The sequence below is a fragment of the Pseudomonas sp. MIS38 genome, from assembly GCF_019891575.1.
Lineage (GTDB): Bacteria > Pseudomonadota > Gammaproteobacteria > Pseudomonadales > Pseudomonadaceae > Aquipseudomonas > Aquipseudomonas putida_A.
In genome coordinates this window covers 63,281-86,971 of sequence record NZ_JAFLXF010000021.1, presented here as the reverse complement: position 1 = coordinate 86,971, position 23,691 = coordinate 63,281, and the positions used below count along the sequence as shown (strand labels likewise).

Here is a 23,691-nt window from a genome sequence, read left to right as displayed (position 1 = left end):
TGTCGGCAGTATTCCTGCGGAATGTGGGAAATCACTTCGCCTGTCAGCGGTTTTTACAACTCGACATGTAGGATTGGTGTCCCGGTTGTTCCTTCCTGCGTGGGGTTGTGTGGGGCGCCGCAGCTGACTAAGATGTCAGAAAATTCATCCTATGATTGGATGAAAGGGCGAATTTCATGACAGACATCTCACCTTTGATCAAGCGATCCCTGGTCGATCAGGCTCTGGATCAGTTGCGTCAGCGCATCAGCGATGGCGTGTGGCAGGTCGGCGAACGGCTGCCGACCGAGCCTGAGCTGTGCGCCGATCTGGGCATCAGCCGCAACACCGTGCGCGAAGCCATGCGCGTGCTGGCGTTTTCCGGGTTGATCGAAATCCGTCAGGGCGACGGCAGTTATTTGCGCGCAGTGGTCGATCCGATGGACACGCTCAAGGCGTTGTCCCGCTGCTCGCTGGAGCAGGCGCGCGAGACCCGGCACATTCTCGAAGTCGAGGCGATTGGCCTGGCCGCGTTGCGCCGCACCGATGAAGATCTCGCCGCATTGCGCGCAGCGCTCGGCACCAGCGGCAGCCACTACCACGGTGATCTCGACACTTACATTGCCTGCGATCTGGTGTTCCACCGCCGTCTGGTGGACGCCGCGCACAACCCCACCCTCAGCGAGTTGTATCGCTATTTCTCCAGCATCGTCGGCGCGCAATTGCGCCAGACGCTGAACATCGTCCCGCGCCGTCAGGAAGTGTTCGACCTGCACATCGAGTTGCTCGATGCCGTCGAACAACGCGACCCGGAACGGGCCAAAGCCATATCGAGGCAGTTGATCAATGAACCTTGAAAGCGAGAAAAACTTTTCAACCCCCAAGCGCACGGCGGAGCTCGAAGAGCTGCTGATCGACGCCGAGGCTGACGACGAACAAGTACAGCAAAGCCATCCGCTGGTGCGCCGGCCGTGGCTGTTGCTGCTGGGGCTGATTCTGGTGGCGCTGAACCTGCGCCCTGCGCTGTCGAGCATGGCGCCGCTGCTCAGCGAAGTGTCGAAAAGCCTTGGTCTGTCTGCGGCTCAGGCCGGTTTGCTGACCACGTTGCCGGTGTTGTGCTTAGGACTGTTCGCGCCGCTGGCGCCGATTCTGGCGCGGCGTTTCGGCGCTGAGCGGGTGGTGCTGGGGATTCTGCTGACCCTGGCCGCCGGGATTATTGTGCGCAGCAACTTCGGTGAGATCGGGCTGTTTGCAGGTAGCGTGCTTGGCGGTGCGAGCATCGGCATTATCGGCGTGCTGCTGCCGGGCATCGTCAAACGCGACTTCGCCAAACACGCCGGAACCATGACCGGCGTGTACACCATGGCCCTGTGCCTGGGCGCCGCGATGGCGGCGGGTTCGACCGTGCCGTTGAGCGAACACTTCGACCACAGCTGGGCACTGGGCCTGGGCTTCTGGGTAATCCCGGCGCTGGTGGCGGCGCTGTTCTGGCTGCCGCAAGTCGGGCAGAAACACGGCGCGCACAACGTCGCCTATCGGGTGAAAGGTCTGCTGCGCGATCCACTGGCGTGGCAAGTGACTTTGTACATGGGCCTGCAATCGTCGCTGGCGTACATCGTGTTCGGCTGGTTGCCGTCGATTCTGATCGGCCGCGGCTTGACTCCGACCCAGGCCGGCCTGGTGCTGTCCTGCTCGGTGATCATCCAGCTCGCCAGCTCCCTGGCTGCGCCGTGGCTGGCGACCCGTGGCAAGGACCAGCGCCTGGCGATCGTGGTGGTGATGGCGCTGACCCTCGGTGGTCTGTTCGGTTGCCTGTATGCGCCGATTGAAGGGCTCTGGGGCTGGGCGATTCTGCTGGGGCTGGGGCAGGGCGGTACGTTCAGTCTGGCGCTGACCCTGATCGTGCTGCGCTCGCGGGATTCGCATGTGGCCGCGAACCTGTCGAGCATGTCCCAGGGCTTCGGCTACACCCTGGCGTCGATGGGGCCGTTCGCGGTCGGCGTGGTGCATGACTGGACCGGCGGCTGGAATGCCGTGGGCTGGATCTTCGGCATCATTGGCACCGGTGCGATCATTGCCGGCCTTGGTGCCGGCCGGGCGCTGTACGTGCAAGTGCAAAGCGAAAAGATCTGACACGGTTCAACTTGTAGGAGTGAGCCTGCTCGCGATAACGGTGTGTCGGTCAACATTGCGCTGACTGATACACCGCTATCGCGAGCAGGCTCACTCCTACAGTGGTTCTGTGTGCGGCTGATATTCGCTTTGCGAATGCCGATAGTGTTTCTGCGATTTGCAGCTTATCGTGCTGGCAATCTGTCCATTTCCGGAGTTTGCCCATGAGCGAAGCCCACGCCGCCCTGATCACTCGCTTCTACCAGGCCTTCCAGCGCCTCGACGCCGAGGCCATGGCCGCCTGCTATACCGACGATGTGGTGTTCAGCGATCCGGCCTTCGGTGAACTGCGCGGGCGCGATGCCGGCGACATGTGGCGCATGCTCACCACCCGCGCCAAGGACTTCTCCCTGACTTTCGACAATGTCCGCGCCGACGAGCGCAGCGGCGGCGCGCACTGGGTGGCGACTTACCTGTTCAGCCAGACCGGCAACGTGGTAATCAACGATATCCAGGCGCGCTTCGTCTTTCGCGACGGCAAGATCTGCGAGCACCACGACCACTTCGACCTGTGGCGCTGGTCGCGTCAGGCCTTGGGTTTCAAAGGCCTGCTGCTGGGCTGGACACCGCTGGTGCGCAACGCCGTCCGGGCGCAGGCGCTGAAAGGTCTGAAGGCATTTCAGGCTACTCGCTGATAAGATCGCGGCCTGTTTCCTACACATCCAGATCCCGAAGTGACCAGCCTCAGCGAAAAACCGGTTGAAGTCGTCGAGCCAGTAAGCAAGTCCTGGTTCGTCTACCTCGTGCGCGCGGCCAACGGTTCGCTGTATTGCGGGATCAGCGACGACCCGGTGCGCCGCTTCGCCAAGCATCAGAGCGGCAAGGGCGCGCGCTTCTTCCTGTCCAGCCCGGCGATGGCGCTGGTCTACACCGAACGTTGCCGCGACAAGAGCGATGCGTTGCGTCAGGAACGCTTGATCAAGAAGCTGCGCAAGAGCGCCAAGGAATGCCTGGTCGCGTCTTATCAATCTGACTGATCGGTTCCCATCAGGCAGATCTGTAGGCTGCTAACCAAATGCACGCTAAGCTGCGGACTCACTTTCTGTGCGGCGGAGCCGAGCATGTCCGAGTTGATTCTGCATCATTACCCGACCTCTCCATTTGCCGAAAAGGCTCGTCTGCTGTTGGGCTTCAAAGGCTTATCCTGGCGCTCGGTGCACATTTCGCCGGTGATGCCCAAGCCGGATCTGACCGCGCTGACTGGCGGCTACCGCAAGACCCCGGTGTTGCAGATCGGCGCCGACATCTATTGCGACACATCGTTGATTGCCCGTCGTCTGGAGCAGGAAAAAGCCCTGCCGGCGTTTTTCCCGGAAGGCCAGGAAATGACCAGCGCCAGCTTCGCCGCTTGGGCCGACTCGGTGGTGTTCCAGCACGCGGTCAGCCTGGTGTTCCAGCCAGAATCGGTGGCGGTGCGTTTCGGCAAGTTGCCGCCGGAAGCGATCAAGGCCTTTATCGCTGACCGTGCCGGGCTGTTCAGTGGCGGCAGCGCCACGCGGCTGTCGGCCGAACAGGCCAAGCATCAGTGGCCAACGCTCATGGCGCGGCTGGAGCAGCAGTTGCAGCGTGAGCAGGGCGACTTCCTGTTCGGTGAGCCGTCGATTGCCGACTTCGCCCTGGCGCATCCACTGTGGTTCCTCAAGGCGACGCACGTCACTGCGCCGTTGGTCGATGAATATCCGGCCGTGACTGCCTGGCTGGGGCGTGTGCTGGGCTTTGGTCATGGTGCCGCGAGTGAGATGACTGCCGAGGAGGCGCTGGAAGTCGCGCGCAGTTCGACGCCGGCGGCGTTGCCGGATGAGCAGTTTGTCGATCCGAACGGTTTCAAGGCCGGGCAGCAGGTGGCGATTGCCGCGACAGATTACGGGGTTGATCCGGTGGTGGGTGAGTTGCTGTTTGCTGGCCGCGAAGAGCTGATCCTGCGCCGCGAAGACCCGCGTGGCGGCGTGGTGCACGTGCACTTCCCGCGCTTTGGATTCCGCATCGAAGCTCGCTGATCAGCAAGTAGCCTCTGCTTGAGGGGAGGGGCGCAATTGTGGTGAGGGGATTTATCCCCGATGGGGCGCGAAGCGCCCCCAAAAAACTGCACGCTTTACCATGCAGATTTTGCGACGGCTTCGCCGCCGATCGGGGATAAATCCCCTCACCACAGAGGAGCTGTGTTATTTCAGGGCAGCGAGGATTTCGTCCGGGTCGAATCCGCGAATCAACGTGCCATTCACGTCGATCAGCGGAATCCCGCGCCCGCCCAGCGCCTCATACGCCTTGCGCGCCTCGGCGTCCTTCTCGATGTCGAATTCCTTGAAAGGAATCCCCTTGCTGTCGAGAAAGCGCCTGGTCTGCTTGCAGTAGCCGCACCAGTCGGTGGCATACAGCACGACACGGGCCTGCGCTCGCGTCTGCTCAGAGACCATCTGCGACGGGTTGAACACCCGCTCGATCTTGCCCCAGTTCTGATAGATCACCACCACCAGCAGAACCAGCGCGACCTTCTTCAGTACATTGCCGAGCATCAGTTGCGGCGCTTGAGCTGATCAGTGAGCGAGGTCGGCAGGCCCTTGATGATCAGGGTGCCAGCCTCTTCGTCGTACTCGATCTTCGAGCCCAGCAGGTGCGCTTCAAAGCTGATCGACAGGCCTTCGGCGCGGCCGGTGAAGCGGCGGAACTGGTTAAGGGTGCGTTTGTCTGCCGGAATCTCCGGCGACAGGCCATAGTCCTTGTTGCGGATGTGATCGTAGAAGGCTTTCGGCCGTTCTTCGTCGATCAGCTCCGACAGCTCTTCCAGGCCCATCGGCTCGCCGAGCTTGGCCTGACTGCTGGCGTAATCGACCAGGGTCTTGGTTTTCTCGCGGGCGGAGTCTTCCGGCAGGTCTTCGCTCTCGACGAAGTCGCTGAAGGCCTTGAGCAGGGTGCGGGTCTCGCCCGGGCCATCGACGCCTTCCTGGCAGCCGATGAAGTCGCGGAAGTATTCCGAAACCTTCTTGCCGTTCTTGCCCTTGATGAACGAGATGTACTGCTTGGACTGCTTGTTGTTCTGCCACTCGGAGACGTTGATCCGCGCCGCCAGGTGCAATTGGCCGAGGTCGAGGTGACGCGACGGGGTCACGTCCAGCTCATCGGTCACCGCCACACCTTCACTGTGGTGCAGCAGGGCGATCGCCAGGTAGTCGGTCATGCCTTGCTGATAGTGGGCGAACAGCACGTGGCCGCCGACCGACAGGTTCGACTCTTCCATCAGCTTCTGCAGATGCTCGACCGCAACCTTGCTGAACGCGGCGAAGTCCTTGCCGCCTTCCATGTATTCCTTCAGCCAGCCGCTGAACGGGAACGCACCGGATTCCGGGTGGAACAGGCCCCAGGCTTTGCCCTGTTTGGCGTTGTAGCTCTCGTTGAGGTCGGCGAGCATGTTCTCGATGGCCGCGGACTCAGCCAGTTCGGAGTCACGGGCGTGCAGAACTGCGGGCGTGCCGTCGGGTTTTTTGTCGATCAGGTGGACGATGCAATGACGGATCGGCATGGGCTTCTCGGCTGGTGGAAGGGAGGAGGGCAGGCTCCCCCGAAAAAGCGCCCAGTGTACCGCAACCACTGGTTTTGGCGCGGGGTGAAGGGCAAATCCGGGGCGGGTGGGTGCCCTTATGCAGTTTTTTACCGATTTAGAGCAATAAACCTGACCAAATGGGTAGCTAGAGGCGGATATTTCCCCGTCTCTGTGCTAGTTTTGCCCGGTCTTACGCGAAGTCACTGCGTTAAGCGTGCAATCAGCATTTGTCAGGTCGAACCAAACCCTGATTTCGGCATCTATAACCCGACTCGTCGTGGTTATCGCCGAGGGTGCCAGATCCAGAAGATCGGGCTCGATGGCTGACACTGCACTCTGCAATCCATATGAATTTGATAGGGAAGGAACACTACATGGCTCTTACTAAAGACCAACTGATCGCCGACATCGCTGAAGCTATCGACGCGCCGAAAACCACCGCGCGTAACGCTCTGGACCAACTGGGCCAAATCGTTGCCGATCAGCTGGAAAACGGCGGCGAAATCACCTTGCCAGGTATCGGCAAGCTGAAAGTGACCGAGCGTCCTGCCCGCACTGGCCGTAACCCTTCGACTGGCGCTGCCATCGAAATCCCTGCCAAGAAAGTGATCAAGCTGGTTGTGGCCAAAGGCCTGACCGACGCTGTGAACAAGTAAGACGCAGCGATAAAAAAACCGTGCACCGGAGCGATCCGGGCACGGTTTTTTTGTGTCTGCGATTTGGCGATGCACCTCGAACCTTTGTAGGAGTGAGCCTGCTCGCGATAGCGGTGTGTCAGTCACCTTGATGTCGGCTGATACACCGCTTTCGCGAGCAAGCCCGCTCCCACAAGTAGCTCAGTGTCAGCGAACCCAGCGCTCGCGACGCCAGATCTGCTGCTCGGACTTGGTCTGGAAGGTCCAGGCCACGAAGCGGCTCTGTTTCTGCCCTTGCGACATCTCCACCACCTGGCTTTCCAGCACGCCGGCCTTCTTCAGCGCGGTTTCGATGGCGGGCAGGTTCGAGGCTTTCGACACCAGCGTGCTGAACCACAGCACCTTGTGCTGGAAGTGCGCGCTCTCGGCGATCAGTTGCGTCACGAAACGCGCTTCACCGCCCTCACACCACAGTTCGGCGGACTGACCACCGAAGTTCAGCACTGGCAGCTTGCGTTTCGGATCGGCCTTGCCCAGTGCGCGCCATTTGCGCTCGCTGCCCTTGGTCGCTTCCTCCATCGAAGCGTGGAACGGCGGGTTGCACATGGTCAGGTCAAAGCGCTCGCCCGGCTCCAGCAAGCCGATCAGGATGTGCTTGCGGTTTTCCTGCTGGCGCAGCTGGATCACCTTGTTCAGCCCGTTGGACTGGACGATGGCCTTCGCGGCAGCCACTGCGGTCGGATCGATTTCCGAACCGAGGAAGTGCCAGCGGTATTCGCTGTTACCGATCAGCGGATAAACGCAGTTGGCGCCCATGCCGATGTCCAGCACGTTGACGATCGCACCGCGCGGCACTTTGCCGTCGTTCATGCTGGCCAGCAGGTCGGCGAGGAAATGCACGTAATCGGCACGGCCCGGGACCGGTGGGCACAGATAATCCGCCGGAATGTCCCAATGCTCGATGCCGTAGAACGACTTGAGCAGCGCCCGGTTGAACACACGCACCGCATCGGGGCTGGCGAAGTCGATGCTTTCCTTGCCGTACGGGTTGGTGATCACGAACTTCGCCAGTTCCGGCGTGGTCTTGATCAGCGCCGGGAAGTCATAGCGACCCTGGTGGCGATTGCGCGGGTGCAGGCTGGCCTTTTCACGCGGCTCGACGGCTTTGGCCGGGGTCGCGGCATCAGGCTTCTTGCGCGCAGGTTTGGGTGTGCGGGGGGCGTTCATGGGTGTGATCGATTCGGGTATGGCTGAAAGTGGCGGGTATTGTCCCACATCTAAAGGCAACACCGTTCAAACTGTGGGAGCGGGCTTGCTCGCGAAAGTGGTGTGTCCGCCAACACATAGGTTGAATGACACACCGCATTCGCGAGCAGGCTCGCTCCCACAGGGGATTCGTGGCGATTCTTGAATAAAAAAGGGAGGCCTTTGCGGGCCTCCCTTTTTCATTGCGGCTTGCCCTTACAGGCTGGAAATCCGCGCGTGCTGCTCGGCCAGTTTGCCCAGGGCCTGTTCAGCCTCGGCCAGTTTGGCGCGTTCCTTCTCGATGACTTCGGCCGGGGCCTTGTCAACGAAACCGGCGTTCGACAGCTTGCCGCCAACCCGCTGGACTTCGCCCTGCAGACGCAGGATTTCCTTATCCAGACGTGCCAGCTCGGCGCCCTTGTCGATCAGACCGGCCATCGGCACCAGCACTTCCATCTCGCCAACCAGCGCGGTGGCGGACAGCGGCGCCTCTTCGCCGGCGGCGAGTACGGTGATCGATTCCAGACGCGCCAGTTTCTTCAGCAGCGCTTCGTTTTCGGTCAGGCGACGCTGATCTTCAGCGCTGACGTTCTTCAGGTAGATCGGCAGCGGTTTGCCCGGGCCGATGTTCATTTCGCCACGGATGTTGCGCGTGCCGAGCATCAGACCCTTGAGCCATTCGATGTCGTCTTCGGCGGCCGGATCGATGCGCTCCTCGTTGGCCACCGGCCAAGGTTGCAGCATGATCGTCTTGCCCTGAATGCCGGCCAGCGGCGCGATGCGCTGCCAGATTTCTTCAGTGATGAACGGCATGAACGGGTGCGCCAGACGCAGCGCCACTTCCAATACGCGCACCAGGGTGCGACGGGTGCCGCGCTGACGCTCGACCGGAGCGTTTTCGTCCCACAGCACTGGCTTGGACAGTTCCAGGTACCAGTCGCAGTACTGGTTCCAGATGAACTCGTACAGCGCTTGCGCGGCGAGGTCGAAACGGAACTGATCCAGTTGACGGGTCACTTCGGCTTCGGTGCGTTGCAGTTGCGAGATGATCCAGCGATCCGCCAGCGACAGCTCATAGGCTTCGCCGTTCTGGCCGCAGTCTTCGCCCTTGTCCAGAACATAACGCGCGGCGTTCCAGATCTTGTTGCAGAAGTTGCGATAGCCTTCGACGCGGCCCATGTCGAACTTGATGTCGCGACCGGTGGACGCCAGCGAGCAGAAGGTGAAGCGCAGGGCGTCGGTGCCGTAGCTGGCGATGCCGTCGGCGAACTCGTCGCGGGTCTGCTTCTCGATCTTCTTCGCCAGTTTCGGCTGCATCATGCCGGAGGTGCGTTTCTGCACCAGGGCTTCCAGCTCGATACCGTCGATGATGTCCAGCGGGTCCAGGACGTTGCCCTTGGACTTGGACATCTTCTGGCCCTGGCCATCACGCACCAGGCCGTGCACATAAACGGTCTTGAACGGTACTTGCGGGGTGCCGTCCTCGTTCTTGATCAGGTGCATCGTCAGCATGATCATCCGGGCAACCCAGAAGAAAATGATGTCGAAACCGGTGACCAGCACGTCGGTGGAGTGGAATTTTTTCAGGAACTCGGTCTTTTCCGGCCAACCGAGGGTGGAGAACGTCCACAGCCCCGAACTGAACCAGGTGTCGAGCACGTCGTTGTCCTGTTGCAGCGCAACGTCCGGGCCGAGGTTGTGCTTGGCCCGCACTTCGGCTTCGTCGCGACCGACGTAGACCTTGCCCGACTCGTCGTACCAGGCCGGAATCCGATGGCCCCACCACAGCTGACGGCTGATGCACCAGTCCTGGATGTCGCGCATCCACGAGAAGTACATGTTTTCGTACTGCTTCGGCACGAACTGGATACGGCCGTCTTCAACGGCAGCAATCGCCGGCTCAGCCAGCGGCTTGGTGGAAACGTACCACTGGTCGGTCAGCCACGGCTCGATCACGGTGCCGGAACGGTCGCCTTTCGGCACTTTCAGGTTGTGATCGTCGACGCTGACCAGAAGGCCGGCGGCGTCGAACGCCGCGACGATCTGCTTGCGCGCTTCGAAACGCTCGAGACCGGCGTACTGGGCCGGGATCTGGCCATCGATGCTGTCGTTCAACGTGCCGTCGAGGTTGAACACCTGGGCTGCGGGCAGCACGTTGGCGTTCTTGTCGAAGATGTTCAGCAGCGGCAGGTTGTGGCGCTTACCGACTTCGTAGTCGTTGAAATCGTGGGCCGGGGTGATCTTCACGCAACCGGTGCCGAACTCTGGATCGCAGTAATCGTCGGCGATGATCGGGATGCGGCGGCCAACCAGTGGCAGCTCGACAAACTTGCCGATCAGGGCTTTGTAGCGTTCGTCGTTCGGGTTAACCGCGACGGCGGAGTCGCCGAGCATGGTTTCCGGACGGGTGGTCGCGACGATCAGGAAATTGTTGCCTTCAGCGGTTTTCGCGCCGTCGGCCAGCGGGTACTTGAGGTTCCACAGGAAACCTTTCTCGTCGTGGTTTTCCACTTCGAGGTCGGAAATCGCCGTGTGCAACTTGGTGTCCCAGTTGACCAGACGCTTGCCGCGGTAGATCAGGCCGTCTTCGTGCAGGCGTACGAAGGCTTCTTTAACCGCTTCCGAGAGACCGTCGTCCATGGTGAAGCGCTCGCGGCTCCAGTCCACGGACGAACCGAGGCGGCGGATCTGACGGCTGATGTTGCCGCCGGACTGATCCTTCCACTCCCAGACTTTCTCGAGGAATTTCTCGCGGCCCAGGTCGTGGCGGTTCTGGCCGGTGGCTTCCAGTTGACGCTCCACCAGCATCTGCGTGGCGATACCGGCGTGGTCGGTGCCCGGCTGCCACAGGGTGTTGCGACCCTGCATGCGGCGGAAACGGATCAGGGCGTCCATGATCGCGTTGTTGAAACCGTGACCCATGTGCAGGCTGCCGGTGACGTTCGGCGGCGGGATCATGATGGTGTAGGAATCGCCCGCGCCTTGCGGTGCGAAATAGTTCTCGGACTCCCAGGTGTTGTACCAGGAAGTTTCAATGGCGTGCGGCTGGTAGGTCTTATCCATGCGCGGCGGGACCCTATTGGCATTTATTCAGGAAAAGCCGGGAAGTATAGCGGGGCATGGGGCCGAGGGCGAGCGGGGGAGGTAGTGCGCGGTTCAAATGTGGGAGCGGGCTTGCTCGCGAATTCGGTGTGTCAGCCAGCGATGATGGTGCCTGACATACCGCATTCGCGAGCAAGCCCGCTCCCACAGGGGATTTGTGGTTATTCGTATTGGCTCAAAAGCCGTTCCATCCGCGCCTCGAGGCGGCGTTTGATTTCGGTTTCGATGTGCGGCGCGAAGTCGTCGATCACGTCCTGCATGATCAATTGCGCGGCGGCGCGCAGTTCGCTATCGAGGTGCAGCAGGGCGTCCGGGCCTTTATCCACAGGTGCTGCCGGTTTGGCAGCAGGCACCGGGGCCGGAGCTTGGGGCGGTTCGATGGCGGGCGGCGTGGCGTCGACGGCCTCGAACAGCATCGGAATCTGTTCCTGTTCACCGTCATCGACCGTGTCGGTCAGCAGTGGCGGTTGCAGGTTGTCATCGCCGAGCAACTGGCGGATCGATTCGAGATCGTCCAACAGGTGTGCAGGCTTTTGCAGCGGTTTTGGAGTGTCCATCGGCGTACTCAGAGTCGCTGTAAACGGTGATCTTGCAGAGGATAGCCCTGTTCGCGGTAGAAACGGAAACTCTCCCGTGCCGCCGCGCGAATCGCCGGATCTTCCACCACCACTTCCGCCACGCGGGCGAATTGGCTGGCGAAAGCCGGGACTTTCAGGTCGAGGTTGACCAGCAGATCCTGATGCTCGCCGCAGTCAGCGCCCAGTCCCAGCACGATCAAACCATCCGGCTCGCTCTCGGCAGGGCCGTGCGGCACGAACGTTTCGCCCTTGAACGCCCACAGGCGCGCATCGAGATCGCCACGCTGAGCAGCATCGCTGCAATGCAGGTAGATGCGGTGGCCCATGCGCCAGGCTTTCTCGGTGAGCTTGCAGGCAAAGTCCAGGCGAGCCGAAGGATCGGCGCTGGGCAGGATATAGAAGTCGACTTTGGTCATTGCGGTTCCCTGAGCCTTGAGCGGCGTCACCGCAAAGTGACGCCGCCCAGGTTCATCGGTTTCAGGCTTTGGCGCGGTCCAGCAGGTATTGGGTCAGCAGCGGAACCGGACGGCCGGTGGCGCCCTTGTCCTTGCCGCCGCTGGTCCACGCGGTGCCCGCGATGTCCAGGTGCGCCCAGTTGAGGTTCTTGGTGAAGCGCGACAGGAAGCACGCGGCGGTGATGGTGCCGGCCTTCGGCCCGCCAATGTTGGCGATGTCGGCGAACGGGCTGTCCAGTTGTTCCTGGTATTCGTCGAACAGCGGCAGTTGCCAGGCGCGGTCGTCAGCAGCCTTGCCAGCGCTGAGCAGTTGCTCGATCAGTTCGTCGTTATTGCCCAGCAGGCCGGAAGTGTGTGCACCGAGTGCAACCACACAGGCACCGGTCAGGGTGGCGATGTCGATCACTGCTTGTGGCTTGAAGCGCTCGGAGTAGGTCAGGGCGTCGCACAGCACCAGACGGCCTTCGGCGTCGGTGTTGAGGATTTCCACGGTCTGGCCGCTCATGGTGGTGACGATGTCGCCCGGACGCGAAGCATTGCCGCTCGGCATGTTTTCGGCGCAGGCGAGGATGCACACCAGGTTGATCGGCAGTTTCAGTTCGAGCACGGCACGCAGGGTACCGAACACGGAGGCCGCGCCACCCATGTCGTACTTCATTTCGTCCATGCCGGCGCCCGGCTTGAGGCTGATGCCGCCGGTGTCGAAGGTGATGCCTTTACCGACCAGCGCGTAAGGCTTCTCGGACTTCTTGCCTCCGTTGTATTGCATGACGATCAGGCGCGGCGGCTGGGCGCTGCCCTGGCCGACGGCGTAGAACGAGCCCATGCCCAGGGATTTGATCTTCTTCTCGTCGAGGACTTCGACTTTCAGATCCTTGAACTCTTTGCCGAGGTTCTTCGCTTGCTCGCCGAGGAACGTCGGGTGGCAGATGTTCGGCGGCAGGTTGCCCAGGGTGCGGGTGAAGGCCATGCCGTTGGCGATTGCCGTAGCGTGGTTCACGGCGCGCTGCACTTCGGCCTGCGCAGCCTTGATGGTCAGCAGGGTGATTTTCTTCAGGGCGCGCGGTTCGGCTTTCTGGCTCTTGAACTGGTCGAAGGTGTATTCGCCGTCCACTAGGGTTTCCGCCAGCAGACGGATCTTGCCGTAGCTGTCGCGGTTCTTGACGATGATTTCATCCAGGGCCAGCACGGCATCGCTGCCACCCAGACCTTTCAGGGTGTTGAGGATGCCAGCCACGATTTTACGGAACGGACGGTCGCCCAGTTCTTCATCCTTGCCCGCGCCGACCAGCAGCACGCGCTCGGCTTTCAGGTTCGGCAGGCTGTGCAGCAGCAGGCTCTGACCGACCTTGCCGGCCAGATCGCCACGCTTGAGCACGGCGCTGATCGCGCCACCGCTCAGCTCGTCGACCTGTCTGGCGGCGACGCCGAGTTTGCGGCCTTCGCCGACGGCAACCACCAGGGTGGCGGTTTTCAACGTTTCTGGGCTAACGCTTTTTACAACCAGTTCCATGTCCGGATCCCTGAATGAATGGTCAACACACAGGCGTTCGACGGTGTCCGCAGTCGCCTGCTTATAGATAGAAGAGGCGCAGGTCTGTGCCTGCGACGAAGGCGGCAGTTTGAACCTCGCTCACCGCGCCTGACAACCCTCGGTTGTGCGATCTTCAACGGAATCTACGCTTGGGTGAGTGTGCGCAGTGACAGGCGCCCTCAATCACAGGATAATGCCGCATCTTTTTTCGACGGCTCTGCCTTGCGGGTCGCTCGAAACGTTTGCTTGTTTGGCCGCCTTAGCCTGACAACCCTGGAGTGTCTGGTTTGATCGTCTTCCGTTATCTGTCCCGTGAAGTAATGTTGACCCTGAGCGCCGTCAGCGCCGTGCTGCTGGTCATCATCATGAGCGGTCGCTTCATCAAATACCTTGCCCAGGCCGCTGCGGGCCAACTCGATCCGGGATCGCTGTTCCTGATCATGGGTTACCGTCTGCCGGGTTTCATGCAACTGATCCTGCCGTTGGGTCTGTTTCTCGGGATCCTGCTGGCTTACGGCCGGTTGTACCTCGAAAGCGAAATGACCGTGCTCTCGGCCACCGGCATGAGTCAGCAGCGTCTGCTGCGCATGACCCTGTTCCCGGCGACGCTGGTGGCACTGGTGGTGGCGTGGCTGAGCCTGAGTCTGGCCCCGCAGGGCGCCAACCAGTTCCAGCTGCTGCTGAACAAGCAGGACGCCCTGACCGAATTCGATACCCTCGAACCTGGCCGTTTCCAGGCGTTGCGAGACGGCACTCGGGTGACCTACACCGAAAGCCTGACCGACGATCGCGTCAACCTCGGTGGCGTGTTCATCTCGCAGAAAAACCTCGGCTCCGATCAGAAGGACCGCGGGATTTCCGTGCTGGTGGCCGAAAAAGGCCGCCAGGAAGTTCACTCGGACGGCAACCGCTATCTGATCCTGCACAACGGCTATCGCTATGACGGCAGCCCGGGTCAGGCCGATTACCGCGCGATCAAATACGACACCTACGGCGTATTGCTGCCAAAACCTGATGCCAGTGACGAAGTCACCGACCGTGACGCGATCCCGACTTCGACCCTGCTGGGCGCCGACGACGAGCGTTCCAAGGCCGAACTGCAATGGCGGATTTCCCTGCCGTTGCTGGTGTTCATCGTGACCCTGATGGCGGTGCCGCTGTCGCGGGTCAATCCGCGTCAGGGCCGTTTCCTGAAGCTGCTGCCGGCGATTCTTCTTTATATGGCTTACCTGACCATCCTGATTGCCGCCCGCGGCGCCCTCGAAAAAGGCAAGATTCCAGCGGCGCTGGGACTGTGGTGGGTGCACGGGATCTTCCTGGTCATCGGTCTCGGCCTGCTGTACTGGGAGCCGTTGCGCCTGAAGCTGGCCAGCCGTCGCAGCGCTGCGCTGGAGGTGGCCCGTGGTTAAACTCGACCGCTACATCGGCAGCAGCGTATTCGTGGCGATCATCGCCGTGCTGGCGATCATTCTGGGTCTGGCGACCCTGTTTGCCTTCATCGACGAGATGAGCGACGTCAGCGATACCTACACGCTGGCCGACGTGCTGAGCTTCGTCCTGCTCACCGCGCCGCGTCGCCTGTACGAAATGCTGCCGATGGCCGCGCTGATCGGCTGTCTGATCGGCCTCGGCAGTCTGGCCAGCAGCAGCGAACTGACGGTCATGCGTGCCGCGGGTGTGTCCATCGGGCGCATCGTCTGGGCCGTCATGAAACCGATGCTGGTGCTGATGCTGGCTGGCGTGCTGATCGGCGAATACGTGGCCCCGGCCACCGAAAGCATGGCCCAGGCCAATCGCTCGCTGGCGCAAGGCAGCGGCGACGCGCAGAGCGCCAAGCACGGCATGTGGCACCGTCAGGGTGAGGAGTTCATCCATATCAACGCCGTGCAACCCGACGGCCTGTTGTATGGCGTGACCCGCTATCACTTCGACAAAGAGCGCCACCTGCTCAGCTCCAGCTTCGCCAAGCGTGCGGAGTTCGACGGCAAGCGCTGGCTGCTCAGCGACGTGACCACCACGGTGTTCCACGAGCGCAGCACCGAAGTGGTGAATGCGCCGAGCGAGGAGTGGGACGTGTCGCTGAGCCCGCAACTGCTCAATACGGTGGTGATGGCGCCTGAGTCGCTGTCGATTTCCGGTCTGTGGGGCTACATCCACTATCTAGCGGATCAGGGCCTGAGCAATGGCCGCTATTGGCTGGCATTTTGGGTCAAGGTGTTGCAGCCACTGGTCACCGCCGCGCTGGTGCTGATGGCGATCTCCTTCATCTTCGGTCCGTTGCGTTCGGTCACCCTCGGTCAGCGAGTGTTCACCGGTGTGCTGGTGGGCTTCACCTTCCGCATCGTCCAGGATCTGCTTGGCCCATCGAGCCTGGTGTTCGGTTTCTCGCCGCTGTTCGCGGTGCTGGTGCCGGCCACGGTCTGTGCGCTGGCGGGTGTGTGGTTGCTGCGACGGGCCGGCTGATGGCCGCGTTGTTGCCAACGCTTTAACCGCGAAAACGCCTCGGTCGACAGATCGGGGCGTTTTCGTATGCAATCGGGGTGACAGGCGAACGTGACGCTTGCGCCGTGTATCAGGTACAATTCCCGGCTATTTTTCGGCGGGCCAAGCCTGCAGCCTTTTTGAGTGTTGATCCGTGAGTGATTTGAGTCATATCCGCAATTTCTCCATCATCGCCCACATTGACCATGGCAAGTCGACGCTGGCTGACCGTTTCATCCAGATGTGCGGTGGCCTGGCCGAGCGTGAAATGGAAGCCCAGGTACTGGATTCCATGGATCTGGAGCGCGAACGCGGGATCACCATCAAGGCCCACAGCGTTACCCTCTATTACAAAGCCAAAGATGGCGTCACCTACCAGCTGAACTTCATTGACACCCCGGGCCACGTCGACTTCACCTACGAAGTCAGCCGTTCCCTGGCCGCGTGTGAAGGGGCGTTGCTGGTGGTCGATGCCGGTCAGGGTGTTGAAGCCCAGTCCGTGGCCAACTGCTACACCGCCATCGAGCAAGGCCTCGAGGTCATGCCGGTGCTGAACAAGATCGACCTGCCACAGGCCGAGCCGGACCGCGTCAAGGACGAGATCGAGAAGATCATCGGCATCGACGCCACCGACGCCGTCACCTGCAGCGCCAAGACCGGCCTGGGTGTCGACGAAGTGCTCGAGCGTCTGGTCGCGACCATTCCTGCGCCGACCGGCAACATCGAAGATCCGCTGCAAGCGCTGATCATCGACTCCTGGTTCGACAACTACCTGGGCGTTGTCTCCCTGGTGCGCGTGCGTCATGGCCGCGTGAAGAAGGGCGACAAGATCCTGGTGAAATCCACCGGCAAGATCCACCTGGTCGACAGCGTTGGTGTATTCAACCCGAAGCACACCGCTACCGCTGACCTCAAGGCTGGCGAAGTGGGCTTCATCATCGCCAGCATCAAGGACATTCACGGTGCACCGGTCGGTGACACCCTGACCCTGAGCTCGACTCCGGATGTACCGGTTCTGCCCGGTTTCAAACGCATTCAGCCACAGGTTTACGCCGGTCTGTTCCCGGTCAGCTCCGACGACTTCGAGGACTTCCGTGAAGCGCTGCAGAAACTGACCCTGAACGACTCGTCGCTGCAGTACACCCCGGAAAGCTCCGACGCACTGGGCTTCGGCTTCCGTTGCGGGTTCCTCGGCATGCTGCACATGGAGATCATCCAGGAGCGCCTCGAGCGCGAATACGACCTGGATCTGATCACCACCGCGCCAACGGTAATTTTCGAGCTGGTGCTGAAAACCGGTGAAACGATTTACGTCGACAACCCATCCAAGCTTCCCGATGTGTCGGCCATCGAAGACATGCGCGAGCCGATCGTGCGGGCCAACATTCTGGTTCCGCAGGAACACCTGGGTAACGTCATCACCCTGTGCATCGAGAAACGCGGCGTACAGGTCGACATGCTGTTCCTCGGCAATCAGGTCCAGGTGACCTACGACCTGCCGATGAACGAAGTGGTCCTGGACTTCTTCGACCGTCTCAAATCCACCAGCCGCGGCTATGCTTCGCTGGATTACCATTTCGATCGTTACCAATCGGCTAATCTGGTGAAACTGGACGTGCTGATCAACGGTGACAAGGTCGACGCCCTGGCGTTGATCGTGCACCGTGACAATTCGCACTTCAAAGGTCGCCAGTTGACCGAGAAGATGAAAGAACTGATTCCTCGTCAGATGTTCGACGTGGCGATCCAGGCGGCCATTGGCGGTCAGATCGTTGCCCGGACAACCGTCAAGGCACTCAGAAAGAACGTATTGGCCAAATGCTACGGCGGTGACGTAAGCCGTAAGAAAAAGCTGCTTGAAAAGCAAAAGGCCGGTAAGAAACGCATGAAGCAGGTCGGCAACGTGGAAATTCCACAAGAAGCCTTCCTTGCCGTGCTCAGGTTGGAATAGTCAGGTCCTATGTCACTAAATTTCCCGCTGTTGCTGGTCATCGCCGTGTTGGTCTGCGGCCTGTTGGCGTTGCTCGATCTGCTGTTCCTGGCGCCGCGCCGGCGTGCTGCCATTGCCTCTTATCAAGGCAGTGTCAGCCAGCCCGAGCCCGTGGTGGTCGAGAAGCTGAACAAAGAGCCGTTGCTGGTTGAATACGGCAAGTCGTTCTTTCCGGTGCTGTTCATCGTGCTGGTGCTGCGTTCGTTCCTGGTGGAACCGTTCCAGATCCCGTCCGGCTCGATGAAACCGACTCTGGACGTGGGCGACTTCATTCTGGTGAACAAGTTTTCTTACGGGATCCGCCTGCCGGTGATCGACAAGAAAATCATCGAAGTCGGTGATCCGCAGCGTGGCGATGTGATGGTGTTCCGCTACCCGAGCGACCCGAACGTCAACTACATCAAGCGTGTAGTCGGCCTGCCGGGCGACACGGTGCGTTACACCGCCGACAAGCGTCTGTTGGTCAATGGCGAGTCGATTGCCGAGCAACTGGTCGGCTCCGAGCCGGGCACGCTGGGCAGCGCGGAACTCTACAAGGAAAAACTCGGCGCTGCCGAGCACCTGATCCGCAAGGAAATGAGCCGCTACCGCGCTACGCCGGACCATACCTGGACCGTGCCGGCCGGGCACTACTTCATGATGGGCGACAACCGCGACAACTCCAACGACAGTCGCTACTGGGATGACCCGAACATTCCCAAGGATCTGCTGGGCATGGTTCCCGACCAGAATATCGTCGGCAAAGCCTTCGCTGTCTGGATGAGCTGGCCGGAACCGAAACTCAGCCACCTGCCGAATTTCTCGCGGGTTGGCCTGATCAAGTAATCAATCACGGCGCTGTTGACCACAGCGCCGAATGCATTTCTGGAGTCGACACAAATCGGCACCAGGGCATGAAGCCACGATATTCAGGACGTCATTTTTGAACACAGCGTTAATTGTCCCAGGCCTGCGCCGTACCCCGGCGATGGCAGTGGAATCCAGCCACGAACTCAGCGTGGGTAAACCGTGAGCGTTTCTCTAAGCCGTCTCGAGCGCCAGCTCGGTTACACCTTCAAGGATCAGGAGCTGATGCTGCTGGCCCTCACGCACCGCAGCTTTGCCGGGCGTAACAACGAACGCCTGGAATTCCTCGGCGATGCCATCCTCAACTTCGTCGCTGGCGAGGCGCTGTTCGATCGCTTCCCGCTGGCCCGCGAAGGCCAGTTGTCGCGTTTGCGCGCACGTTTGGTGAAGGGTGAGACACTGGCGGTGCTGGCCCGTGGTTTCGACTTGGGCGACTACCTGCGTCTGGGCTCGGGCGAACTGAAAAGCGGTGGCTTCCGTCGCGAATCGATTCTGGCCGATGCCCTCGAAGCGCTGATCGGTGCGATCTACCTCGATGCCGGCATGGACGTCGCTCGCGAGCGCGTACTGGCCTGGCTGGCCGGTGAGTTCGAAGGCCTGACGCTGGTCGACACCAACAAGGATCCCAAGACCCGTCTGCAGGAACATCTGCAATCGCGCGGTTGCGAACTGCCACGCTACGAAGTGGTGGATATCCAGGGTGAGCCGCACTGCCGTACCTTCTTCGTCGAGTGCGAAGTGGTCTTATTGAATGAAAAAAGCCGAGGTCAGGGTGTGAGCCGTCGTATTGCCGAACAGGTAGCGGCCGCCGCAGCACTGATTGCCCTGGGCGTGGAGAATGGCAATGACTGATACAAACGCAACTCGCTGTGGCTACGTTGCCATCGTCGGCCGTCCCAACGTCGGCAAATCGACGTTGCTGAACCACATCCTCGGCCAGAAGCTCGCGATCACCTCGCGCAAGCCGCAGACCACCCGTCACAACATGCTCGGGATCAAGACCGAGGGTGACGTGCAGGCGATCTACGTCGACACCCCCGGCATGCACAAGGGTGGCGAAAAGGCCCTGAACCGCTACATGAACAAAACCGCTTCGGCAGCATTGAAAGACGTCGACGTGGTGATCTTCGTGGTTGATCGCACCAAGTGGACCGAAGAGGACCAGATGGTGCTGGAGCGCGTGCAGTACGTGACCGGCCCGCTGATCGTCGCGCTGAACAAGACCGACCGCATCGAAGACAAGGCCGAGCTGATGCCGCACCTGTCGTGGTTGCAGGAACAGCTGCCGAACGCGCAGATCATCCCGATTTCCGCGCAGCACGGGCACAACCTCGACGCGCTGGAAAAGGTCATCGCCGATCACCTGCCGGAGAACGATCACTTCTTCCCGGAAGACCAGATCACCGACCGTAGCAGCCGTTTCCTCGCCGCCGAACTGGTGCGCGAGAAAATCATGCGTCAGATGGGCGCCGAGCTGCCGTACCAGATCACCGTCGAGATCGAAGAGTTCAAGCAGCAGGGCAAGACCCTGCACATCCACGCGCTGATCCTCGTCGAGCGTGACGGGCAGAAGAAGATCATCATTGGTGACAAGGGCGAGCGCATCAAACGCATCGGCACCGAAGCGCGCAAGGACATGGAGCTGCTGTTCGACTCCAAGATCATGCTCAACCTGTGGGTCAAGGTGAAGGGCGGCTGGTCCGACGACGAGCGTGCTTTGCGTTCGCTGGGTTACGGCGACCTGTAAGCAGCGGTTTTCCGAGACACCGGAGAACCCCCTGTGGGAGCGGGCTTGCTCGCGAATGCGCAGTGTCAGTCGACCTATGCTTTGACTGATTCAGCGCTTTCGCGAGCAAGCCCGCTCCCACAGTAGTTTTGGGTTGTGAGTAAAACCGCGTTTCTTCATCGAGAACTCCATGTCGCAAACCCCACCTCCCGCCCAACTCGCCTACGTCCTGCATTCGCGCGCCTACCGCGAAACCAGCGCGCTGGTCGACTTCCTCACGCCGCAAGGGCGGCTGCGGGCGGTGTTGCGCAGTGCGCGGGGCAAGGCCGGGACACTGGCGCGGCCGTTCGTGCCGCTGGAAGTCGAGTTTCGTGGCAAGGGTGAACTGAAGAATGTCGGGCGCATGGAAAGTGCCGGCAATGCGACCTGGATGGTCGGTGAGGCGCTGTTCAGTGGCCTCTATCTCAATGAGCTGCTGATCCGCCTGCTGCCTGCCGAAGACCCGCACCCGGCGGTGTTCGACCATTACGCTGCAACACTGCTGGCCCTGGCCGAGGGTCGCCCGTTGGAGCCGCTACTGCGTTCTTTCGAATGGCGCCTGTTGGACGATCTCGGTTACGGCTTCTCCCTGAATACCGATATCCACAGCGAACCGGTCGCGCCGGACGGTCTGTATCGTCTGCAAGTGGACGCCGGACTTGAGCGGGTGTTTCTGTTGCAGCCGGGCTTGTTCAACGGCACCGAGCTGCTGGCCATGGCCGAAGCCGACTGGACCGCGCCCGGCGCACTGTCGGCGGCCAAGCGGCTGATGCGTCAGGCACTGGCCGTGCACTTGGGCGGTCGCCCCCTCGTCAGCCGCGAGCTATTTCGCAAGCCCTGATATGCTGTGCGCCGAATCTTTCCCTTCAGGAGCGCATCCGTGACCACCAGCAATCGCATTCTTCTTGGCGTGAACATCGACCACGTCGCCACCCTGCGTCAGGCCCGTGGCACACGCTACCCGGATCCGGTCAAGGCAGCGCTGGACGCGGAAGAGGCGGGCGCCGATGGCATCACCGTGCACCTGCGCGAAGACCGCCGGCACATTCAGGAGCGCGACGTGCTGCTGCTCAAGGATGTGCTGCAGACCCGCATGAATTTCGAAATGGGCGTCACCGAAGAAATGATGGCGTTCGCTGAACGCATCCGTCCGGCGCACATCTGCCTGGTCCCGGAAACCCGTCAGGAACTGACCACTGAAGGCGGTCTGGATGTAGCGGGGCAGGAAGAACGCATCAGGGCAGCGGTCGAGCGCCTGTCGAAGATCGGCAGCGAGGTGTCGCTGTTCATCGATGCTGACGAGCGCCAGATCGCTGCGTCGAAGCGCGTCGGTGCGCCGGCCATCGAACTGCACACCGGGCGTTACGCCGATGCCGAAACCCCGACTGAAGTTGCTGAAGAGCTGAAGCGTGTGGCGGACGGTGTGGCGTTTGGTCTGGCGCAGGGCCTGATCGTCAACGCCGGGCATGGCCTGCATTATCACAACGTCGAAGCCGTGGCGGCGATCAAAGGCATCAACGAATTGAACATCGGCCATGCACTGGTGGCGCATGCGTTGTTCGTGGGCTTCAAGTCAGCTGTTTCCGAGATGAAAACGCTGATTCTGGCGGCCGCCAAGCACTAAGCAACACCCCAGAACCCAATGTGGGAGCGGGCTTGCTCGCGAAGGCGGTGTATCAGTCAAAGAATATGTCGACTGACACACCGCCTTCGCGAGCAAGCCCGCTCCCACATTGGATTTATGCTGTTGGTTAGAGCGGGGCAGGCTCTTGAGCCGGTTTTGACTTGTCGATACCGGGCACATGCAGATTGCCCTCGGCCACCTGATCGCCTTCAAGCTGCGGCTGGGTCACCCAGGTCAGGATGTCGTAGTAGCGACGGATGTTCGCCACGAAATGCACCGGCTCGCCGCCCCGGGCGTAGCCGTAGCGGGTCTTGCTGTACCACTGTTTCTGCGACAGGCGCGGCAGCATCTTCTTCACGTCCAGCCACTTGTCCGGGTTCAGGCCTTCGCGGGACGCCAGTTTGCGTGCGTCATCGAGGTGACCGCTGCCGACGTTGTACGCCGCCAGGGCAAACCAGGTGCGATCCGGCTCCTGAATCGATTCGTCGAGCTGATCCTTCATGTAGGCCAGGTACTTGGCGCCGCCCATGATGCTTTGCTTGGGATCGAGACGGTTCGACACGCCCATCGCCTGAGCGGTGTTCTGGGTCAGCATCATCAAACCGCGCACGCCGGTTTTCGAAGTGACTGCCGGTTGCCACAGCGATTCCTGATAACCGATGGCCGCCAGCAGGCGCCAGTCGACTTTCTCTTTCTTGGCGTAGGTTTTGAAGTGCTGTTCGTATTTGGGCAGGCGCTGCTGCAAGTGCTGGGCGAAGGTGGTGGCGCCCATGTAGCCGAGGACATCGACATGGCCGTAATAACGGTCTTTCAGGCGCTGCAGGGTGCCGTTCTTCTGCACCTTGTCGAGGTAGGCGTTGATCTCGTTGAGCAGGCTGTTGTCTTCGCCAGCAGCCACCGCCCAACTCTGGCTGCGCGCATCGCCGAGGTCGAAGGCCACGCGGATGTTGGTGAAGTACACCTGGTTCATCGCCACTTCGTTGGAGTCGACCAGCGTCAGGTCGATCTGGCCTTCATCGACCATGCGCAACAGGTCGACCACTTCAACGGCGTCGGATTCTTCGTATTCGATGCCCGGAAATTTCTTTTTCAGCTCCGCCAGTTGTTCGGCGTGGGTGCTGCCCTTGAGCACCATGATTTTCTTGCCGACCAGATCACCCGGGTCGGTAGGGCGCGACTGGCCGTTGCGATAGATGATCTGCGGAGTGACTTCGAGGTAGGAGTGGGAGAACCGCACCTGCTTCTTGCGATCCTCGCTGCTGACCAGACCTGCCGCCGCCAGCACCGGGCCGTTCGGCTTGCCGATCTGGTTGAACAGGTCATCAAGGTTGTCGGCGGTCTCGATCTTCAGTTCAACCCCCAAATCGTCGGCGAAGCGCTTCACCAGCTCGTATTCGAAGCCGGTTTCACCGCTGCGATCCTGAAAGTAGGTGGCGGGGCTGTTACGGGTAATCACCCGCAGCACACCATCCTCCTTTACGCGCTCGAGTGTGTTGGGTTTATCAACACAGCCACCGAGCATCAGGAAGAGTCCGGTTGCGATCAGCCATTTGGCGTACCGCGGACGCAAAGCCGTTGGGAAAAACATCTGCGCAGTATACGCAAACGGCTGCGGGCGCCATATCTCGACAGTGAGCGGCTTGTCTGCTAGAGATCACAAAACCGCACGAAACCCCGCAGGAATGGGGCTGAACGGCATTTTGTGACAGGAAAAATAAGCACGGCTCGTGCACCCTCGGAATTTGAC

The 23,691-nt window shown here is 61.0% G+C and carries 22 protein-coding genes; 14 read left to right on the top strand and 8 right to left on the bottom strand.

The genetic code is table 11. The features are described from left to right. Positions 1-176 precede the first annotated feature (176 nt). The 5 genes from J1G18_RS21715 (at position 177) to J1G18_RS21695 (ending at position 4,148) form a co-directional block, all read left to right on the top strand. The gene (locus J1G18_RS21715; RefSeq protein WP_098967322.1) at positions 177-836 is read left to right on the top strand and encodes a FadR/GntR family transcriptional regulator; all 660 of its coding nucleotides are present in this window, start codon (positions 177-179) and stop codon (positions 834-836) included. Further along, a complete protein-coding gene (locus tag J1G18_RS21710) occupies positions 826-2,112 on the top strand; it encodes a CynX/NimT family MFS transporter (RefSeq protein WP_223008432.1) in 1,287 nt (428 codons plus the stop codon). The genes J1G18_RS21715 and J1G18_RS21710 overlap by 11 nt, the downstream gene beginning before the upstream one ends. 203 nt (positions 2,113-2,315) lie before the next feature. After that, positions 2,316-2,786, top strand: coding sequence for a nuclear transport factor 2 family protein (locus tag J1G18_RS21705; protein WP_027610944.1), 471 nt, complete (start codon positions 2,316-2,318; stop codon positions 2,784-2,786). A 39-nt stretch (positions 2,787-2,825) separates the two neighbouring features. Then, the gene (locus J1G18_RS21700) at positions 2,826-3,128 is read left to right on the top strand and encodes a GIY-YIG nuclease family protein (protein WP_115986582.1); all 303 of its coding nucleotides are present in this window, start codon (positions 2,826-2,828) and stop codon (positions 3,126-3,128) included. Positions 3,129-3,212: 84 nt separating this feature from the next. Beyond that, positions 3,213-4,148, top strand: a complete 936-nt coding sequence (locus J1G18_RS21695) for a glutathione S-transferase family protein (RefSeq protein ID WP_115988154.1) — start codon at positions 3,213-3,215, stop codon at positions 4,146-4,148. 165 nt (positions 4,149-4,313) lie between these two features. Here the strand turns inward: J1G18_RS21695 and J1G18_RS21690 are convergent, their stop codons facing one another. Continuing rightward, entirely contained in the window at positions 4,314-4,664 is a 351-nt protein-coding gene (locus J1G18_RS21690) for a glutaredoxin family protein (RefSeq protein ID WP_223008431.1), read from the bottom strand. Then, positions 4,664-5,668 (bottom strand): nucleoid-associated protein YejK, encoded by a 1,005-nt coding sequence (gene yejK / locus J1G18_RS21685; RefSeq protein ID WP_027610948.1) that lies wholly within the window; start codon positions 5,666-5,668, stop codon positions 4,664-4,666. Before yejK ends, J1G18_RS21690 begins: the two co-directional genes overlap by 1 nt. A 395-nt stretch (positions 5,669-6,063) precedes the next feature. Here yejK and J1G18_RS21680 point away from each other — a divergent pair, with 395 nt between their 5' ends. Then, positions 6,064-6,345, top strand: a complete 282-nt coding sequence (locus J1G18_RS21680) for an HU family DNA-binding protein (RefSeq protein ID WP_003221909.1) — start codon at positions 6,064-6,066, stop codon at positions 6,343-6,345. A 186-nt stretch (positions 6,346-6,531) separates the two neighbouring features. Here the strand turns inward: J1G18_RS21680 and rlmF are convergent, their stop codons facing one another. The 5 genes from rlmF to J1G18_RS21655 form a co-directional block, all read right to left on the bottom strand. Further along, positions 6,532-7,551, bottom strand: coding sequence for a 23S rRNA (adenine(1618)-N(6))-methyltransferase RlmF (gene rlmF / locus J1G18_RS21675; protein WP_223008430.1), 1,020 nt, complete (start codon positions 7,549-7,551; stop codon positions 6,532-6,534). 234 nt (positions 7,552-7,785) lie between these two features. After that, on the bottom strand, positions 7,786-10,632 hold the full coding sequence (locus tag J1G18_RS21670) for a valine--tRNA ligase (RefSeq protein ID WP_098967335.1): 2,847 nt from the start codon (positions 10,630-10,632) through the stop codon (positions 7,786-7,788). Between the two features lie 200 nt (positions 10,633-10,832). Then, entirely contained in the window at positions 10,833-11,228 is a 396-nt protein-coding gene (locus J1G18_RS21665; RefSeq protein ID WP_098967336.1) for a DNA polymerase III subunit chi, read from the bottom strand. 8 nt (positions 11,229-11,236) lie between these two features. Further along, a complete protein-coding gene (locus J1G18_RS21660; protein WP_210558943.1) occupies positions 11,237-11,665 on the bottom strand; it encodes a DNA polymerase III subunit chi in 429 nt (142 codons plus the stop codon). A gap of 61 nt (positions 11,666-11,726) precedes the next feature. Beyond that, positions 11,727-13,217 carry a leucyl aminopeptidase gene (locus tag J1G18_RS21655; RefSeq protein ID WP_223008429.1) on the bottom strand — a complete coding sequence of 497 codons (1,491 nt, stop codon included), beginning with the start codon at positions 13,215-13,217 and terminating at the stop codon, positions 11,727-11,729. A gap of 308 nt (positions 13,218-13,525) precedes the next feature. On the opposite strand from J1G18_RS21655, the gene lptF reads away from it, so the two are divergent. The 8 genes from lptF to pdxJ all read left to right on the top strand — a co-directional run bounded on the left by lptF (position 13,526) and on the right by pdxJ (position 21,944). Further along, on the top strand, positions 13,526-14,647 hold the full coding sequence (lptF, locus tag J1G18_RS21650; protein ID WP_027610953.1) for an LPS export ABC transporter permease LptF: 1,122 nt from the start codon (positions 13,526-13,528) through the stop codon (positions 14,645-14,647). Continuing rightward, complete coding sequence (lptG, locus tag J1G18_RS21645; RefSeq protein ID WP_150370323.1) at positions 14,640-15,701, top strand: LPS export ABC transporter permease LptG; 1,062 nt, start codon at positions 14,640-14,642, stop codon at positions 15,699-15,701. The genes lptF and lptG overlap by 8 nt, the downstream gene beginning before the upstream one ends. Positions 15,702-15,873: 172 nt before the next feature. Continuing rightward, a complete protein-coding gene (lepA, locus tag J1G18_RS21640) occupies positions 15,874-17,670 on the top strand; it encodes a translation elongation factor 4 (protein ID WP_003221926.1) in 1,797 nt (598 codons plus the stop codon). A 9-nt stretch (positions 17,671-17,679) separates the two neighbouring features. Next, positions 17,680-18,534, top strand: coding sequence for a signal peptidase I (lepB, locus tag J1G18_RS21635; protein ID WP_096795193.1), 855 nt, complete (start codon positions 17,680-17,682; stop codon positions 18,532-18,534). Positions 18,535-18,717: 183 nt separating this feature from the next. After that, positions 18,718-19,407, top strand: coding sequence for a ribonuclease III (gene rnc / locus J1G18_RS21630; protein ID WP_024011703.1), 690 nt, complete (start codon positions 18,718-18,720; stop codon positions 19,405-19,407). Continuing rightward, a complete protein-coding gene (gene era / locus J1G18_RS21625) occupies positions 19,400-20,302 on the top strand; it encodes a GTPase Era (protein ID WP_003221935.1) in 903 nt (300 codons plus the stop codon). Before rnc ends, era begins: the two co-directional genes overlap by 8 nt. Before the next feature lie 169 nt (positions 20,303-20,471). Next, positions 20,472-21,161: a DNA repair protein RecO gene (recO, locus tag J1G18_RS21620; protein WP_007965159.1), complete on the top strand. Its 690-nt coding sequence runs from the start codon at positions 20,472-20,474 to the stop codon at positions 21,159-21,161. 39 nt (positions 21,162-21,200) lie between these two features. After that, positions 21,201-21,944, top strand: coding sequence for a pyridoxine 5'-phosphate synthase (pdxJ, locus tag J1G18_RS21615; protein WP_085654695.1), 744 nt, complete (start codon positions 21,201-21,203; stop codon positions 21,942-21,944). 127 nt (positions 21,945-22,071) lie between these two features. On the opposite strand, the gene mltF is transcribed toward pdxJ, so the two are convergent. Beyond that, positions 22,072-23,532 (bottom strand): membrane-bound lytic murein transglycosylase MltF, encoded by a 1,461-nt coding sequence (mltF, locus tag J1G18_RS21610; RefSeq protein WP_097086355.1) that lies wholly within the window; start codon positions 23,530-23,532, stop codon positions 22,072-22,074. Positions 23,533-23,691 lie beyond the last annotated feature (159 nt).

Bases quoted from the DNA above. Each gene is read 5' to 3' on its own strand.
- J1G18_RS21715 (WP_098967322.1), top strand. From the start codon at position 177: ATGACAGACATCTCACCTTTGATCAAGCGATCCCTGGTCGATCAGGCT.
- J1G18_RS21710 (WP_223008432.1), top strand. From the start codon at position 826: ATGAACCTTGAAAGCGAGAAAAACTTTTCAACCCCCAAGCGCACGGCG.
- J1G18_RS21705 (WP_027610944.1), top strand. From the start codon at position 2,316: ATGAGCGAAGCCCACGCCGCCCTGATCACTCGCTTCTACCAGGCCTTC.
- J1G18_RS21695 (WP_115988154.1), top strand. From the start codon at position 3,213: ATGTCCGAGTTGATTCTGCATCATTACCCGACCTCTCCATTTGCCGAA.
- J1G18_RS21690 (WP_223008431.1), bottom strand. From the start codon at position 4,664: ATGCTCGGCAATGTACTGAAGAAGGTCGCGCTGGTTCTGCTGGTGGTG.
- yejK (WP_027610948.1), bottom strand. From the start codon at position 5,668: ATGCCGATCCGTCATTGCATCGTCCACCTGATCGACAAAAAACCCGAC.
- J1G18_RS21680 (WP_003221909.1), top strand. From the start codon at position 6,064: ATGGCTCTTACTAAAGACCAACTGATCGCCGACATCGCTGAAGCTATC.
- rlmF (WP_223008430.1), bottom strand. From the start codon at position 7,551: ATGAACGCCCCCCGCACACCCAAACCTGCGCGCAAGAAGCCTGATGCC.
- J1G18_RS21670 (WP_098967335.1), bottom strand. From the start codon at position 10,632: ATGGATAAGACCTACCAGCCGCACGCCATTGAAACTTCCTGGTACAAC.
- J1G18_RS21665 (WP_098967336.1), bottom strand. From the start codon at position 11,228: ATGGACACTCCAAAACCGCTGCAAAAGCCTGCACACCTGTTGGACGAT.
- J1G18_RS21660 (WP_210558943.1), bottom strand. From the start codon at position 11,665: ATGACCAAAGTCGACTTCTATATCCTGCCCAGCGCCGATCCTTCGGCT.
- J1G18_RS21655 (WP_223008429.1), bottom strand. From the start codon at position 13,217: ATGGAACTGGTTGTAAAAAGCGTTAGCCCAGAAACGTTGAAAACCGCC.
- lepB (WP_096795193.1), top strand. From the start codon at position 17,680: ATGTCACTAAATTTCCCGCTGTTGCTGGTCATCGCCGTGTTGGTCTGC.
- era (WP_003221935.1), top strand. From the start codon at position 19,400: ATGACTGATACAAACGCAACTCGCTGTGGCTACGTTGCCATCGTCGGC.
- recO (WP_007965159.1), top strand. From the start codon at position 20,472: ATGTCGCAAACCCCACCTCCCGCCCAACTCGCCTACGTCCTGCATTCG.
- mltF (WP_097086355.1), bottom strand. From the start codon at position 23,532: ATGTTTTTCCCAACGGCTTTGCGTCCGCGGTACGCCAAATGGCTGATC.